This is a genomic window from Proteus vulgaris (assembly GCF_023100685.1).
In the GTDB taxonomy this organism is placed as follows: domain Bacteria; phylum Pseudomonadota; class Gammaproteobacteria; order Enterobacterales; family Enterobacteriaceae; genus Proteus.
In genome coordinates this window covers 4344214-4358557 of the sequence record NZ_CP090064.1, presented here as the reverse complement: position 1 = coordinate 4358557, position 14344 = coordinate 4344214, and the positions used below count along the sequence as shown (strand labels likewise).

10 protein-coding genes are annotated in these 14344 nt (G+C 37.3%); 4 read left to right on the top strand and 6 right to left on the bottom strand.

Annotation, left to right across the window (positions count from 1 at the left end; genetic code table 11):
• The first annotated feature begins 165 nt into the window (after positions 1-165).
• The 4 genes from fdhE (at position 166) to LW139_RS20420 (ending at position 6110) form a co-directional block, all read left to right on the top strand.
• Entirely contained in the window at positions 166-1086 is a 921-nt protein-coding gene (fdhE, locus tag LW139_RS20435; protein ID WP_247850447.1) for a formate dehydrogenase accessory protein FdhE, read from the top strand.
• A gap of 15 nt (positions 1087-1101) precedes the next feature.
• Complete coding sequence (gene selA / locus LW139_RS20430; protein ID WP_166539262.1) at positions 1102-2493, top strand: L-seryl-tRNA(Sec) selenium transferase; 1392 nt, start codon at positions 1102-1104, stop codon at positions 2491-2493.
• Positions 2490-4352, top strand: a complete 1863-nt coding sequence (gene selB, locus LW139_RS20425) for a selenocysteine-specific translation elongation factor (RefSeq protein WP_247850446.1) — start codon at positions 2490-2492, stop codon at positions 4350-4352. The genes selA and selB overlap by 4 nt, the downstream gene beginning before the upstream one ends.
• Positions 4353-4460: 108 nt before the next feature.
• A complete protein-coding gene (locus LW139_RS20420; RefSeq protein ID WP_166539260.1) occupies positions 4461-6110 on the top strand; it encodes an LTA synthase family protein in 1650 nt (549 codons plus the stop codon).
• A gap of 123 nt (positions 6111-6233) precedes the next feature.
• On the opposite strand, the gene LW139_RS20415 is transcribed toward LW139_RS20420, so the two are convergent.
• The 6 genes from LW139_RS20415 to LW139_RS20390 form a co-directional block, all read right to left on the bottom strand.
• Positions 6234-6662 (bottom strand): TOBE domain-containing protein, encoded by a 429-nt coding sequence (locus tag LW139_RS20415; protein WP_227336217.1) that lies wholly within the window; start codon positions 6660-6662, stop codon positions 6234-6236.
• A 314-nt stretch (positions 6663-6976) separates the two neighbouring features.
• Positions 6977-8005: a glycosyl hydrolase family 8 gene (locus tag LW139_RS20410; protein ID WP_166539258.1), complete on the bottom strand. Its 1029-nt coding sequence runs from the start codon at positions 8003-8005 to the stop codon at positions 6977-6979.
• Positions 8006-8077: 72 nt separating this feature from the next.
• A complete protein-coding gene (galU, locus tag LW139_RS20405; protein WP_227336216.1) occupies positions 8078-9037 on the bottom strand; it encodes a UTP--glucose-1-phosphate uridylyltransferase GalU in 960 nt (319 codons plus the stop codon).
• 170 nt (positions 9038-9207) lie between these two features.
• On the bottom strand, positions 9208-10119 hold the full coding sequence (locus tag LW139_RS20400; protein ID WP_109409805.1) for a sensor domain-containing diguanylate cyclase: 912 nt from the start codon (positions 10117-10119) through the stop codon (positions 9208-9210).
• A gap of 39 nt (positions 10120-10158) precedes the next feature.
• Entirely contained in the window at positions 10159-10629 is a 471-nt protein-coding gene (bcsD, locus tag LW139_RS20395; protein WP_036933477.1) for a cellulose biosynthesis protein BcsD, read from the bottom strand.
• A gap of 15 nt (positions 10630-10644) precedes the next feature.
• Positions 10645-14343, bottom strand: coding sequence for a cellulose biosynthesis protein BcsC (locus LW139_RS20390; RefSeq protein ID WP_247850445.1), 3699 nt, complete (start codon positions 14341-14343; stop codon positions 10645-10647).
• Position 14344: the final 1 nt, after the last annotated feature.

The window sequence follows — 14344 nt, the reverse complement described above, 5'->3', positions numbered from 1 at the left end:
TCCGTTTTTTATTCAATTTACGTCTGGTTTTAAGGCGTAAAAAAACAATAAAATCACGCTATTATTACCCACTGTCATGGCTTCATGTCTGTATTTGATTTATTCTGAAGCCAAACCCTGTGGGTATTCACTATAAAATTTAAGATAATAGGAAGATAGAACGTTATGAGTATTCGCATCGTTCCTAAAGAGCAATTAGGTAAAGAGCAATCAGAAAAAGGGATTAGTTTCATTCCACCGGTATTATTCCCTAATCTAAAAAACCTTTATCAACGTCGTGCTGAACGTTTTCAAACACTTGCAAAAGATAATCCTTTTGCAGACTACCTTGAATTTGCAGCTGAAATTGCTAAGGCTCAAGAAAAAGCACTCCATGACAATCCATTAGTCATTGATCTTGCGCCACTTCTCACACAGCAAGCGGGTATTGCACCTTTAGATAAAAAAACATTCAAACGTAGTAAACATTGGCATGCTTTATTAGTCTCGATTATTGCTGAATTACGTCCAGTTGTACCAGAAAGTGTCACTATCACATTAGAAAACCTATCTAAAGCTTCTGAAACTGAATTAGAAGAGATGGCGACAGCATTACTTAATGATGAATATTCAAAAGTATCTGCGGATAAATCAGTCTTTATTTGGTCTGCATTATCCCTTTATTGGGCACAATTGGCCTCTAATATCCCAGGTAAAGCAAAAACAGAATATGGTGAAAATCGCCAATTCTGTCCTGTTTGTAACAGTATGCCAGTGACAAGCATGGTACAAATCGGAACAACACAAGGCTTACGCTATTTACATTGTAATTTATGTGAAACCGAGTGGCATGTTGTGCGTATTAAATGCACCAACTGTGAGCTAACAGGTAAATTAAATTACTGGTCATTAGACAGTGAAAATGCTCCAGTTAAAGCAGAAAGCTGTGGTGACTGTGGAAGCTATCTGAAAATTTTATATCAAGAAAAAGATGCCAATGTTGATGCTGTTGCTGATGATTTAGCGTCTATTGTTCTTGATGCAAAAATGGAAGAAGAAGGATTTGCTCGTAGTAGCATTAACCCATTCCTGTTCCCAAATGAATAATAATTAGGTACTAGTATGACAAATGATACGCGCTCACTTTACAGCCAGCTACCGTCTATTGATAAGTTGCTGCATCAAGAAGAAATTCAGGCTTTAGTTACTTTTTATGGTCAGACATTTATTACTGAGCATTTACGAAAGTTACAAGAAGAAGCGCGTATCATTATTCGCCAAGATAATAACCTACCAGCATGGCATAACCAGTGGGCGAATGAATTACAAAATCGCATTACATTACAACGAAAATCGTCAATTAAACCTGTTTTCAATTTAACAGGGACTGTTTTACACACTAATTTAGGCCGAGCATTAATGGCTGAATCTGCTATCGAAGCCGTTAGCCAAGTTATGCGCGCCCCTGCAACCTTAGAATATTCTCTCGATGGTGCCTCAAGAGGACACCGTGATCGCGCTATCGCAGATTTGTTATGTGAATTAACGGGGGCTGAAGATGCCTGTATTGTTAATAACAATGCTGCCGCCGTTTTATTGATGCTTGCAACTGTTGCACCCAATAAAGAAGTCGTGGTTTCCCGTGGTGAATTAGTGGAAATTGGTGGTGCTTTTCGTATCCCTGATGTGATGACACAAGCGGGTTGTACACTCAAAGAAGTGGGTACAACAAATCGCACTCATCTTAAAGATTATCGTAACGCCATTAATGAAAATACGGGATTGCTGATGAAAGTTCATACCAGCAATTACGCTATTCAAGGTTTTACCGCAGAAGTTCATGGTGATGAATTAGCCGCTTTAGGTAAAGAGATGAATTTACCTACCGCTATCGATTTAGGCAGTGGCTCAATGACTAACTTAGCTGCTTTAGGTTTACCTTCAGAGCCGATGCCTCAAGATTATCTACAACAAGGTATCGATCTTGTTACTTTCTCTGGTGATAAATTATTAGGTGGCCCACAAGCAGGGATAATCCTTGGTAAAAAAGTGTGGATTGAGGCTATTCAGCGCCACCCTTTAAAGCGTGCATTACGTGTTGATAAAATGACATTAGCGGCATTAGGCGCCACATTACGCCTTTATCAGCAACCAGAAAAAATGGTAGTTGAAATTCCGACATTACGTTTGTTAACTCGGACACAAACAGAAATTAATGATATGGCGCAACGGTTATTGCCTCATTTTCAGGCATATTATGGGGATAACTACCATATCACGATATCCTCATGTGCTTCTCAAATAGGCAGTGGTTCGTTACCTATTGAAAGTTTACCAAGTGCAGCACTTACCTTTGAAGCCAAAGATGGAAAAGGTAGCCAGTTAGATGCGCTAGCTGCGCATTGGCGTAATTTAGAAAAGCCGATTATTGGTCGAATTACTGATGGTCGCCTGTGGCTTGATCTGCGCTGTCTTGAGGATGAAAATGCATTAATACAGGCACTTTTACTATGATTTTTGCGACAGCAGGTCACGTAGACCACGGAAAGACCACACTTATACAGGCCATTACTGGGGTAGATACTACTCATTTACCTGAAGAGAAAAAACGAGGCATGACCATAGATTTAGGTTATGCCTATTGGCGTCAAGATGACGGAACGTCTATTGGTTTTGTCGATGTGCCCGGTCATGAAAAATTTCTTTCCAATATGCTTGCTGGCGTTGGTGGGATCTCTCATGCACTGTTAATTGTGGCTTGTGACGATGGTGTTATGGCCCAAACCATTGAACATATTTCTATTTTACGCCTTGCTGGCTGTCCTCAAGTTACCGTTATTCTCACTAAAGCAGATCGTGTTACGCCCGAACGGATTGAAGAAGTTCGTTCACAAACAACTGATGTATTAGCCAATTTAGGCTGGCAACAACCTGATATTTTTGTCACCTCAGCCCCTTCAGGTGAAGGTATTCCAGCGCTTCGTGACTATCTTGTTAACCTTCATCAACAAGAGCAACAACACCCCCAATGGCATAAACGCTTTCGCTTAGCGATAGACCGCGTTTTTAGTATTAAAGGGGCGGGATTAGTCGTTACGGGTACCGCCCTCGCTGGGCAAATAGCTATTGGTGATACTTTTTGGCTAACAGGTGCTGATAAACCGGTAAGGATCAGAGCATTACACGCACAAAATCAACCAGTAAAAAGTGCTGGAGCCGGTCATCGTATTGCCATTAATCTCACTGGAGATGTCAGTAAAGATAATGTCTCTCGTGGCGATTGGTTGCTCTCTCAAGAACCTAACTACCAAGCCCATAAAATCTTAGTCAGTTTAATCGCTGATGAACCTTTAAAGCATTGGCAGCCTGTACATATTCATCACGGTACTCGCCATATTACAGGCCGTGTTGCGCTCTTAAATGATGCTAACGAAACACCTCAATTAGCTGAGCTTATTCTTGATGAACCACTTTGGCTGGTGGATAACGACAGGCTTATTTTACGTGATATTAGTGCCCAACGTACATTAGCCGCAGCGAAAATCTTACATTTGCATTCGCCACGTAGAGGCAAACGACAAAGTGAGTTCTTAGCTTGGCTACATCAACTAGATAATGCTGATAGTGTCAGTGCCAATTTAGCGTTATGTTTACCAAAAGGTGAATTATCTCTAAATCAGTTTGCTTGGGCTCAGCAATTAACTGAAAGTGCGCTCACTCAGCTACTAGAAACATTTGATCTAATTAACGTTGCTGGCGTTATTATTTCTAAAGAAAATGCTGATAATGCAAAACAAAAATTACTCAATACACTTGAGGAATATCACCAACAACATAATGATCAAATGGGCATCGGACGTTCACGTTTAAAACGTATGGCGCTACCAACTTATCATGATGAGTTGGTTTATCACCTAATTGATCAATTACGAAAAGATGGTGCAATTAGCCAAAGTCGAGGTTGGCTTCACCTTCCCACCCATGGTCTTGCTTTTTCTCCAGAACAAGATGCGTTATGGCAACATGCTAAAGTCTATTTTGAGCAATCTGAACCTTGGTGGGTACGTGATCTTGCCAATGAAATGAAAAATGATGAAAAAGAAATTCGCTCATTATTACGCAAAGCCGCACAGTTAGGTTTAATTATCCCAATTATTGCTGATCGCTACTATACCCATACATCTATAGAAAAATTCGCCTCCATTATTGTGAAATATAATGAGAGTAATGGCAGTGTCACCGCAGCGGATTTTCGTGATGAATTATCTGTAGGGCGTAAATTAGCAGTACAAATCCTAGAATATTTTGACCGTACAGGTTTTACACGGCGCAAAAAAGATCTTCATATTTTACGAGATAAAGGGCTATTCTAAATAAAGAATATAATTAGGCTGAATAATCTATTCAGTCTAATTAAGGTTATCGCCTACAATATTTGTAAAATTTAAATCCCATTCTTTATGGCTATACTCGGAAGAGATATGAAAAAACTATTAGGAAGTGCTTACCTTGCACTTATTCTTATTGGCTCTCTGTTTATTGTTTTTGAAAAAGCGAGCCTTATTTATACAGCCCTACTCTCTGTAGGTGCTTATTTTATTCTTTTTTCTCTTTTCTTTATTTTATCAGGACGTATTTTATTTTCTGTCATTACAACAGGTACGCTTTTCCTGATCACTAAGTTTATTAACCAACTTAAAGTCCATTATTACAAAGAGACATTAATGTTCTCTGACTTTGATTTAGCTTTTGATAGCTCGAATTTAGGGACATTAGGACATTATTGGGAAGCCGGTGTGGCATTGGTTGCAATGCTAATATGGCTTCTTATTAATATGTTGATTGCTTGGCGTTTTTCCAAAAGATCACGCCCAGCTTTACGCATAAGTAGCTTACTGCTAATGGTTGTTGGCGTCATTACTATCCATTTTACTGTTGAAAAGTGGCAAGCTGAATGGGAAGGCACATTACCTGGTGGCCGCGGTACCGTCACTAATTTGATTATGTCTGGTTACCAAACGACATATCACCCTCCTTATTTTAAAGAAAGTGCTGATTACTTCCTTGAAAAAGCAAATAAAACGGCATTACCTGAGACACAAACTGACATAAAGCCCGATATCATCGTTTTATTACAAGAATCGACGGTTAATCCTTCCATTTATCAATTTGATAAAGATCTCGCATTACCTAATTTATTCATGTTCCAAAAAGATGAAGGTGTGAGTGCTCAAAGCCCTTTACGTGTACAAACCTTTGGTGGTGGTACTTGGCTTTCTGAGTTTTCCATCTTAACTGGATTAAATACTGACGATTTTGGTGCCCGTAAGAATTCGGTATTCTATTTTGTTGTCGATAATCTTAATGAAAGTTTATTCCGCCAACTCAAAGCTGAAGGCTATTACACGGTTTTACTCACCCCATTTAATCGCAGTGCTTATCATGCTGGTTATGCTTATGAGCAAATGGGTGTTGATGAAATTATCCAACCACAAGAGTTAGGTTATCCTGGGCATTTGGAAGAAAATCTTTGGAAAATATCAACACAAGATATGCTGGGTTATATCGAGGAAGTTCTTAAAAAACGAACAGATAAACCTTTATTTATATTTTCATTAACGATGTATGAGCATGGCCCTTATGATGAATCTCATACTGATGATTACCAAATTACGGGTCAAACAGAAAGCAGTAATGCACCGGGTAAATTTAGCCACTATATGGAAAAAATTATTACCAGCGATCCGGCAATTAAAGATTTCTCTAATTTTGTCGCCCAAAGAGAAAAACCGACAATGTTTCTCTATTTTGGTGATCATCAACCTAATATTGAATTAAATAATTACCAATCACCATTTACTAACCCTGCACATATCACTCAATTCACATTGAGAGACAACCTAACGCAAGGTGCGTCACTTTCAACGGGTGAGTTAACGGATATTAGCTTCTTAGGTGGCATGATACTGGAGCGCGCACGTTTACCATTATCACCTTTCTATAAAGCCAATATTCAAATGCGACACTTATGTGAAGGTAAATTAAATGACTGTGAAGACGAAAAATTAATTAACAGTTATAAAAATTATATTTACGACACTCTGAAAGTTGCAGGTGTCGCTGATGATTAATTTTTGTCACTTAAATAATGGATGATCGGGATTAAAAATCTGATTAATATCAACGAAAAAGAGGCTAGTTATTTAGCCTCTTTTTTTATCTCTAAACTTATTATCTCAAAAGATTGAATACTATTATTTACGCGTTGCAACGATCACACTAGATGCTTTCACTAATGCTAAAACATCACTGCCTTTTGCCAACTTCATCTCTTGTAAGCTTTCATTTGTAATAACAGCTGTCAGTTCTAAGCCTTTAGCTGTTTCTAAATGAACGGTCGAGTTCACTGCGCCTTGTGCGATTTGAGTTACTTTACCTGCAAATTGGTTACGCGCAGAGAAATTTAAACCGCAATCAGGTAGTGCTAAGACAACCCACGGTGCTTTAATGATGGCAATTGCTTCGCCATCTTTTTTGATCTTTAAACTGTCACAGCTCTCTTTAGTAATAATTGTGGCAAGTTTTTCACCATGCGCTAAAGATAAAATCACTTCGCTATTAACGGCACCTTCAATAATATCAATAACTTTACCAACTAACTGATTGCGTGCTGAAACTTTCATTTATCCACCTCTATTATTGATGAGAAATTATATTAATAACACTATTAAGTCACTGAGATAACTTTAGCATAAATATCATTAAATAAATTATTCTTAGATCATGGTTTAAAGTTTATTTATTATTTAAAAACATAGCGTTATAAATAAATAGAGATAGCGAAAACAAATAATAACCACGTAAACTAATAGAAATAAATTCAGGGAGTTATCTCTTTTTTTATTTTTATCATTATTGCCATAAACAAAATAGATAACTTAATTAACCTATTAATTAAAAGTAATTTAAGCTATCTATAATTTTTAATTAAAAATACTTATTGCCCGTTTTGAGCAAATGCTGCTAATAAATGTAAAGCGGAAGAGTAATAATCCGTATCTTTACTTAAATCAACATCTTCAATTGGGGTTTTCATTGTTAAATCTCTCACCGCCATCATACCTGGTGTGAGGTTATATTCCGCACGCTCTTGGCCATCAATACTGACCCAAGCTGGGGTTTTATAACGATCAAATTGTTGCCAATATTGCACAAAGGGTTGTAAAGCTAATTCATCATGTGCCCAAGCTAAATACAGCGGAATACGTATTGCATCAAAGCTAAATCGTGCTGGCCATTTCTCACTAGGCTCTATTTTTCCATCAGGATATAAACTCACCCAATCTGTTGGTAATTGATATTCACCAAAGTGCATATTTCTTAGCAAAGATTGGCTATCATTAATTAACGCTTTCCAGCGAACATCTTTGCTTGTACGGTAAAAATCTTTCCATGCCGGAAAAATAAAATAAGATGGATTAATAATAATTTCTTCCGGTGTTTTAAAACCATTAATACCCGGTAGTAAAACGGTATAGTTTTTTGTTTTAACTAAGGTGTGCTCTAAAATAGCGTGCTGAATAGAATCAGAGGCTGAAAGATAACTTTCATCATTCCATTTTTCACCAGCTTTTAATAATGCCCACGCAATTAAAATATCACCATCAGTGGCATTATTAGGATCAGGGGTATGTTCACTGTTTTCTGGCTCATAACGCCATTTAAACAGCCCTAAATCGCCTCGATAAAGAGAGGCTGCAGTCCAACGCCACAGCTTATTGAATGTCTCACGATCATCACTCATTACCGCCATCAACATCCCATAGCCTTGACCTTCAGAGTGCGAGATATTGTTATTGGCACTGTCTATAACACGCCCATCATCCTTAATATAGCGCTCTTTAAACTGCTGCCATCCGGTTTGAGTATCTGCTGCCTGTATTGAGGGAGAAACCATAAGCAACAAACCTAAAATAAAAAAGGTAAAAAATAGATAATTACAACGAGATAAGTGCCCAAAAGACATTGCCTTTCTCTCCTGCTATTGCCGACCGTTATCTTATTTCGGTCGGCACATTGCATGTTATTTCAAGGTAACTCAAAAGATAGCAACTATCTTTTGTTCTTCATTAATTTCGTCTTCTTCTATGACTTCTGTTTTGGGTAACAATGTTTTTTCACAAAAATCCTGCATCCAAGAAGCGAATTCTTCTTTTAAAACGGAATTATGTAAACCATATTCAACAAAGGCTTTCATATATCCCAGCTTATTACCACAGTCATGAGATTTACCCACTAAGGTGTAAGCTTCAGCCGTCTCTTTTTTCAATAATAAATCAATCGCATCAGTTAACTGAATTTCACCACCGACGCCTGCTGGTAAACCATCTAATAATTCCCAAATAGCAGAAGAGAAAACATAGCGACCTACTACAGAAAGATTAGAAGGTGCATCTTCTGGATTTGGTTTTTCCACGATACGACGAATAGGAGCCCAATTACCTTGAGGACAGAAAATTCCTTCGCAATCCACAACACCATATTGTTGCACTTGACTCATTGGTACTGGTTCAACCATGATTTGGCTACGTTCTGTTTTTTCAAAACGTTTGATCATTGCTGATAAATTATCATGTTTAGGATCACAATAGTGTGCATTCAATAAAACATCAGGGAGTAAAACAATAAATGGATTATCACCTATCACAGGGCGTGCACAGCAAATAGCGTGACCTAAACCTAATGCATGACCTTGACGAATTTGCACAATTTTGACATTTTCAGGGCAAATTGAACGTACTTCTTCTAATAATTTATTTTTAATACGCTGTTCAAGCATATTTTCTAATTCAAAGCTGGTATCAAAATGATCGGCAATTGAATTTTTAGAAGAATGAGTGACTAAAATAATTTCCTCAACACCCGCCTGAGCACACTCTTCAACAATATATTGAATTAAAGGGCGGTCAACGATAGGCAGCATTTCTTTAGGAATTGATTTCGTTGCAGGTAACATACGAGTACCTAATCCAGCAACAGGGATAACAGCTTTCATCATAATAAAATCCTCTAATAGATATTTATCTAAAACTAATATTTAGTATTATTTTAAATTACTTTTATATTTCATCAGAAACACGAGATATATTTTAAATATATAGTTATCTCTCTCTTCATTAAAAAGAGATAATATTATTTTATATATCTTTATTTAAAACTTTCTTCTATTTAAAACCCAGAATAAAACCCGTATTTATTACCACCCATCTCTTTTATGGAATAAAGTGTTTCATCTGCAGATTTTAATAATTCAGATAATGTCTTTCCGTCTTTAGGATATTCTGCAATACCTAAGCTAATGGAAGGCGTTAACATATAGTCTGAATTAATATTGATAGGCTTTTCCATTGATTTCCAAAGTGATTCTATGATTTCTAATAGAATCACTGAACAAGAACGTAATCCTTTAGGGAAAAGCACAGCAAACTCATCACCGCCAAGACGGCCACAATAAACTTCGCTGTTTTCTAATTGTGATAATCGCTTTGATATTTCACACAATACTTTATCACCGGCATGATGCCCAAATTGATCATTAATTGCTTTGAATTTATCACAATCAATAATACCAAGACAAAATGAAGATGGATGTGAAATATTTAATCGCTCATTTTCAATTTTTTCAACAATACTTAATCGATTTGATATTCCGGTTAATGAGTCAATATAGCTTTTACTAAATAACTCATTTCTTAACTCTACTTTATCAGTAATATCCAAGCTAATAAATACATAATGAGAAATTAAATTATCTTTATCAAATACAGGAATAATACTAATATCTTCCCATACTTCTTGTTGAGATTCATTATTTCTCTTTGCTTCTAATCGATAGACACCTTTATTATCATTATTACCGTTTACACAATAATTGATTTGATTCTTATCAATTAAATAAAACAAGTTGTATTTTTTATCTTTTATATTTTCAAAATGAACGTTATTAAATTCACAATATTTTTCATTAGCATAAACTATAGCGCCATTAATATCAGTTACTAACATCATAAAAACATTATTAGTAAACTGCTTTATTAATAAGCATTTAGAATTATCATCATTAAATATCATTTCATTCATTTTTGACCTCCGATGCTCATCAATAAAGCATATATATTATTATTCAGCTGATGAATTATGTGCATAGCGAAAAATAAAGACATCTTTAGCATCAGTAGGTTGACGATGCACTTGCATTTTTGCATTGCCACCTTGATGGGTTAACCAACCCTCATATAACCCCTCTAATACGCCAGCACTTGCAACACGCCACTGAACATCATCTTGGCTTTGCGTAAAATGAGGCCATGCACAGTGCACTAATAAAAGCTCACTCATTGCAGGAGATATGGTGACAAAACCCCATTTGAATAACGTTAATACGCGATTGATATGTGATTCAAGTAATTGAATATTTTCACTTTCTGGCAAAGGATAGCGTAAGGCAATATCTTTACCAATATTTCTTAATTTACTTTCGGCGGTAGAAATATCATTGTCATTTAATACTTGAAAAAATAATAATTGAGTTAGATCTTGCCAGCCGCTTTCAAAAGGTAATTGTAAGATATCACTGTCATGCTTATTCATTATTTGTTTCCTTAATTATTTAGACAGAAAGTCTGGAGTATATTTTAGGTGTAACCACATATTATCTTCAGCATAATCACCGGATGTATCATGCGATAAGCTGACACCTAACTCGGTTTCTTTGTTTAAATAATATTTCGCGTCTAAACCTAATCTGTAAGTAATATTTGTTTCGTCTTTTTCTTCATAACGAGATTTAATACGAGGATCGCTCGCGTTATGTTTATTTAAGGCGTCCTGCATATAACTATGTGTTGGAAAATAATCACTGCCTTTTTGTTTGTAACTTTGTATACCTATCGCACCATTTAAGGACACTTCACCTTTTTCAAAACGGCGGGTATAAGCAACAGGTAATGAAACAGAAACATAATCTTGTGGACTAAAGTAACCGCCATGCCCTAATGAGAAGTTATTTTGGTTATTTCTAAAGTTCATATAATCAACATGCACACCAGCTTTCACCTCTTGCTGGTCATCTTTATAGAACTTAGCGTAAGATCCCATCCATGCTTTCACTTCATCATTACTCGCAACACTTTTACCTTCATAGTTATAAAAACCACCCCCGACATAAGCGCCAACTTTGCCATCATCCCAAGCATATTGAGCTTTGGCACCATTACGTGTTACACGGCCCCAGCTTTCACCCGTCGTAGGATCAGTGCGTCCCATATAAGAAAGTAGACTATCTTTGATAGCTCTGCGCTCTGCAGTCAGTGTTAATTGCCCATTTTGGCCAATTTTAGGTGAATATGTGAGACCACCGACAACCGTTGCCGTATCTTTACCTAATGGTGTTGAGCCAACATCAAAGCTGACATTCTTGTCAGATAAACGTAGTCCTAATTCAACACCAGAAGCACGTTGGCTACCGGCTTCATCGGCATTAATTTTGTTTTTCTCATCATGGTTATCGCTATTTTTAGCAAAACGTTCAGCATGTTGAAGCTGACCTGTACCAAAACGATTTGCTCTCTCACCAGAAACTGAGCCACTCGTCATAGAAACTGGAGTTACATTAAATTCCCAGCGGAACTCCTCTCCAGGAACACTTGAAATACTGATTGGTGCAGAAATTTCAGTGACATTAGATAATCCTTTATCACCATTACGATGACGTACAACAACACCGCCTTGTACCCACGGTGAAACTTTTTCTTCTAACTCACGGATAGAACGTTGAACAGAAGCCATCTCTTTACGTTCATAGATAGAACCTGCTATGGCTGTATTATCGCTCTCTAATGCGCGTAATTGGCCCGCAGAGGTATTCAATGCACTATCATTGCTTTGCCATTGTGCGCTGCGTAACAAGGTTAAAGCTTTACGGTTTTCACCGTTTAATTGTGCTATTTGCGCTGCTTGTAATAAATAAGCAGGTTGTGAAGAAGATGGAATTTGTTGCAATAACTGCTGTGCTTTTCGGCCATCTTGTTGCGCTAATGCAACTTCTATTTGAGCTTGGATTAATTTAGTATCTTTTCCTTGCTCTTTTTCCAAATAAGAGAGAATTTTATTCGACTGTTCAGGCATAGATTGCGCTAAATAAACACGACTTAATGCCATTAATAAATCAGGATCGTTAGGGGATGATTTTAAAGCAACAACGAGTGTGTCATAAGCCGCTTTAATTTCACCTTTTTCTCGTAAGCTATCAGCTTGCGCAACTTTAGTGGCAACTTCTAAACGTTTTTTCTCAACAATCGGTGTTTCTTGTTGTAAAGCGGGATCATTAATCAAGCTAGATGCCTGTGTATAATGACCTAACTCATTGAGAACGTTGATGTGACCTGCGTAGTTTCCTACCGAGCCTTTAGTGCCTTTAGCAATATCATTTTCAACTAACTGCAACGCTTCATCGTTTAATCCACTGCTTACTAATCGTTCAGCTAATTCACCTACATCATTTGGATAATCAGCAACTTGATTAATTAAAGGACGCAAGGTATTACGTACAGCAACAAGATTGCCAGCTTGGCGATAATGCTCTGCTTGCGCAAGTTGACGATGAAAACGAGCGCGCTGTAATAACTCTTTTTCAGCTTCTGTCTGTTGATTATGACTACTTAACAAGTTAAAAACTTTATCCCACTCTTTTTGCTCAACATAAAATAGTGAAGCGACGTAATCTGTATCTCTTGTTTTACGATTTTGTAATTGTGAAATAATATTTTTTGCACCAACACTATCGCCATCAGCAGCCATTAAACGAGCTAAATCAAGATAAACCCAGTTATTTTGTGGATTCTTACGTTGTGCTTGTGTCAGTAATTGTCTTGCTTGAACACGATTACCATTTTCTAACGCTTTTTGTGCTTCACGACGTAATGTCTCTGAAGGATCTGTATTTGCAGTAAGTTTTTGACGTAAAGAGGCTGATTGTTGAGCCAGTAATTGCTCTGCTTTCGTATTTTGCCCTTCCTGAACCAATAAATAGTAGTAAGCTGAAATGACTTTTTCATTACGACTATTTTGTTGATAAAGACTGGCTAATAATTGGTGAGCAGCGGGTAAATTACCTTGTTTACGTAATAAATCAGCTTGTAGCAAATTAGCGGATAATCCTTTCTCACCTGAAGCGCCCGTTAAAGGTGCTAACTTATCAAGTGCCTGTTGAATATTTCCTTGTTTAGCACGTTGTTGCGCATCACGTAATTGTGCATAGAAACCAGCATCTTCAGCTTGTTGTTTCCATTTACTGCCCTGCTCGCCACCTGATTGTGCGGCTTGATTTAATAAGCGCTGACCTGTTGCTAAATCACCTGAACGTAATGCGGTATAACCTAACCCTGCTAATGCTTGTGCATCATTATTATCCGCTGCTAATGCTTGTTTAAAATAACCTTCAGCTTCTTTTAATTTGCCTTTATTTAAAGCGGTATAACCTGCTTGACGAGCATTACCTTGAATAGCGCCTTGGAAATGTTCAGCAACGGCTTTATCATTCGGATTTGCTTGTAAATAGGTTTTATATAACACCTCATCATCAGGGCGAACATTCAACCATAGTAGTGCTTGGCGAAGGCCTTTTTTTGCTGACTCATCACCTGAAATATTACCTAAAATTGTTATCCCTTCACGACGAGTTTCTTCATTATAAGTTAGCGTCAGCCCTAACGCTCTTTGTGTTTCTTTATTATCAGGCATTAATGCTGCTCGTTGTTTTAGCCCTGAAATGGCTTGTGGCAACATAGCCGGCACACCTGCCATTGTCTGATAATATTCTAATGCCAGTGTTTCTGGTGGCTCACTGCTAACAAATAAACGTTGATACGCTTTTATCGCTTCTTCATGTTGCCCTTTCTTTGCCAAGTCCCTGGCATAACCTAATTGTTGATCACTAAATTGTGATGATCGGATGTTCTTTAATCCTTCAATACGTGGATCTTGCGGTGCGACTTGTGCAAGTTTTTCGCGCCAATAGGTCGCTTGCTTTTCATTCCCTTGCTGTGCTGTAAAGAACGCCATTAAATATAAAGCGTCTTGGTTATTACTTTCCATAATCAACACTTTTTGCAGTGCTTCTACTGCACGCGCATCATGCGCTCTACCATGCCAATAATTAGCTTGTTCAATAAGAGAGCTTACAATATTTGGATCAGTAGCAGTTGTATTTACATCATTCGCCGTGGCTTGTACTTGGCTTGAAGCGCCTAAAATACAACCTGCATAAATAACTTTAACGATGATGTTAAGTGCGTGGTTTTTCATC

Bases quoted from the DNA above. Each gene is read 5' to 3' on its own strand.
- galU (WP_227336216.1), bottom strand. From the start codon at position 9,037: ATGATGAAAGCTGTTATCCCTGTTGCTGGATTAGGTACTCGTATGTTA.
- LW139_RS20390 (WP_247850445.1), bottom strand. From the start codon at position 14,343: ATGAAAAACCACGCACTTAACATCATCGTTAAAGTTATTTATGCAGGT.
- LW139_RS20400 (WP_109409805.1), bottom strand. From the start codon at position 10,119: ATGAATGAAATGATATTTAATGATGATAATTCTAAATGCTTATTAATA.
- LW139_RS20415 (WP_227336217.1), bottom strand. From the start codon at position 6,662: ATGAAAGTTTCAGCACGCAATCAGTTAGTTGGTAAAGTTATTGATATT.
- bcsD (WP_036933477.1), bottom strand. From the start codon at position 10,629: ATGAATAAGCATGACAGTGATATCTTACAATTACCTTTTGAAAGCGGC.
- LW139_RS20410 (WP_166539258.1), bottom strand. From the start codon at position 8,005: ATGTCTTTTGGGCACTTATCTCGTTGTAATTATCTATTTTTTACCTTT.
- selA (WP_166539262.1), top strand. From the start codon at position 1,102: ATGACAAATGATACGCGCTCACTTTACAGCCAGCTACCGTCTATTGAT.
- LW139_RS20420 (WP_166539260.1), top strand. From the start codon at position 4,461: ATGAAAAAACTATTAGGAAGTGCTTACCTTGCACTTATTCTTATTGGC.
- fdhE (WP_247850447.1), top strand. From the start codon at position 166: ATGAGTATTCGCATCGTTCCTAAAGAGCAATTAGGTAAAGAGCAATCA.
- selB (WP_247850446.1), top strand. From the start codon at position 2,490: ATGATTTTTGCGACAGCAGGTCACGTAGACCACGGAAAGACCACACTT.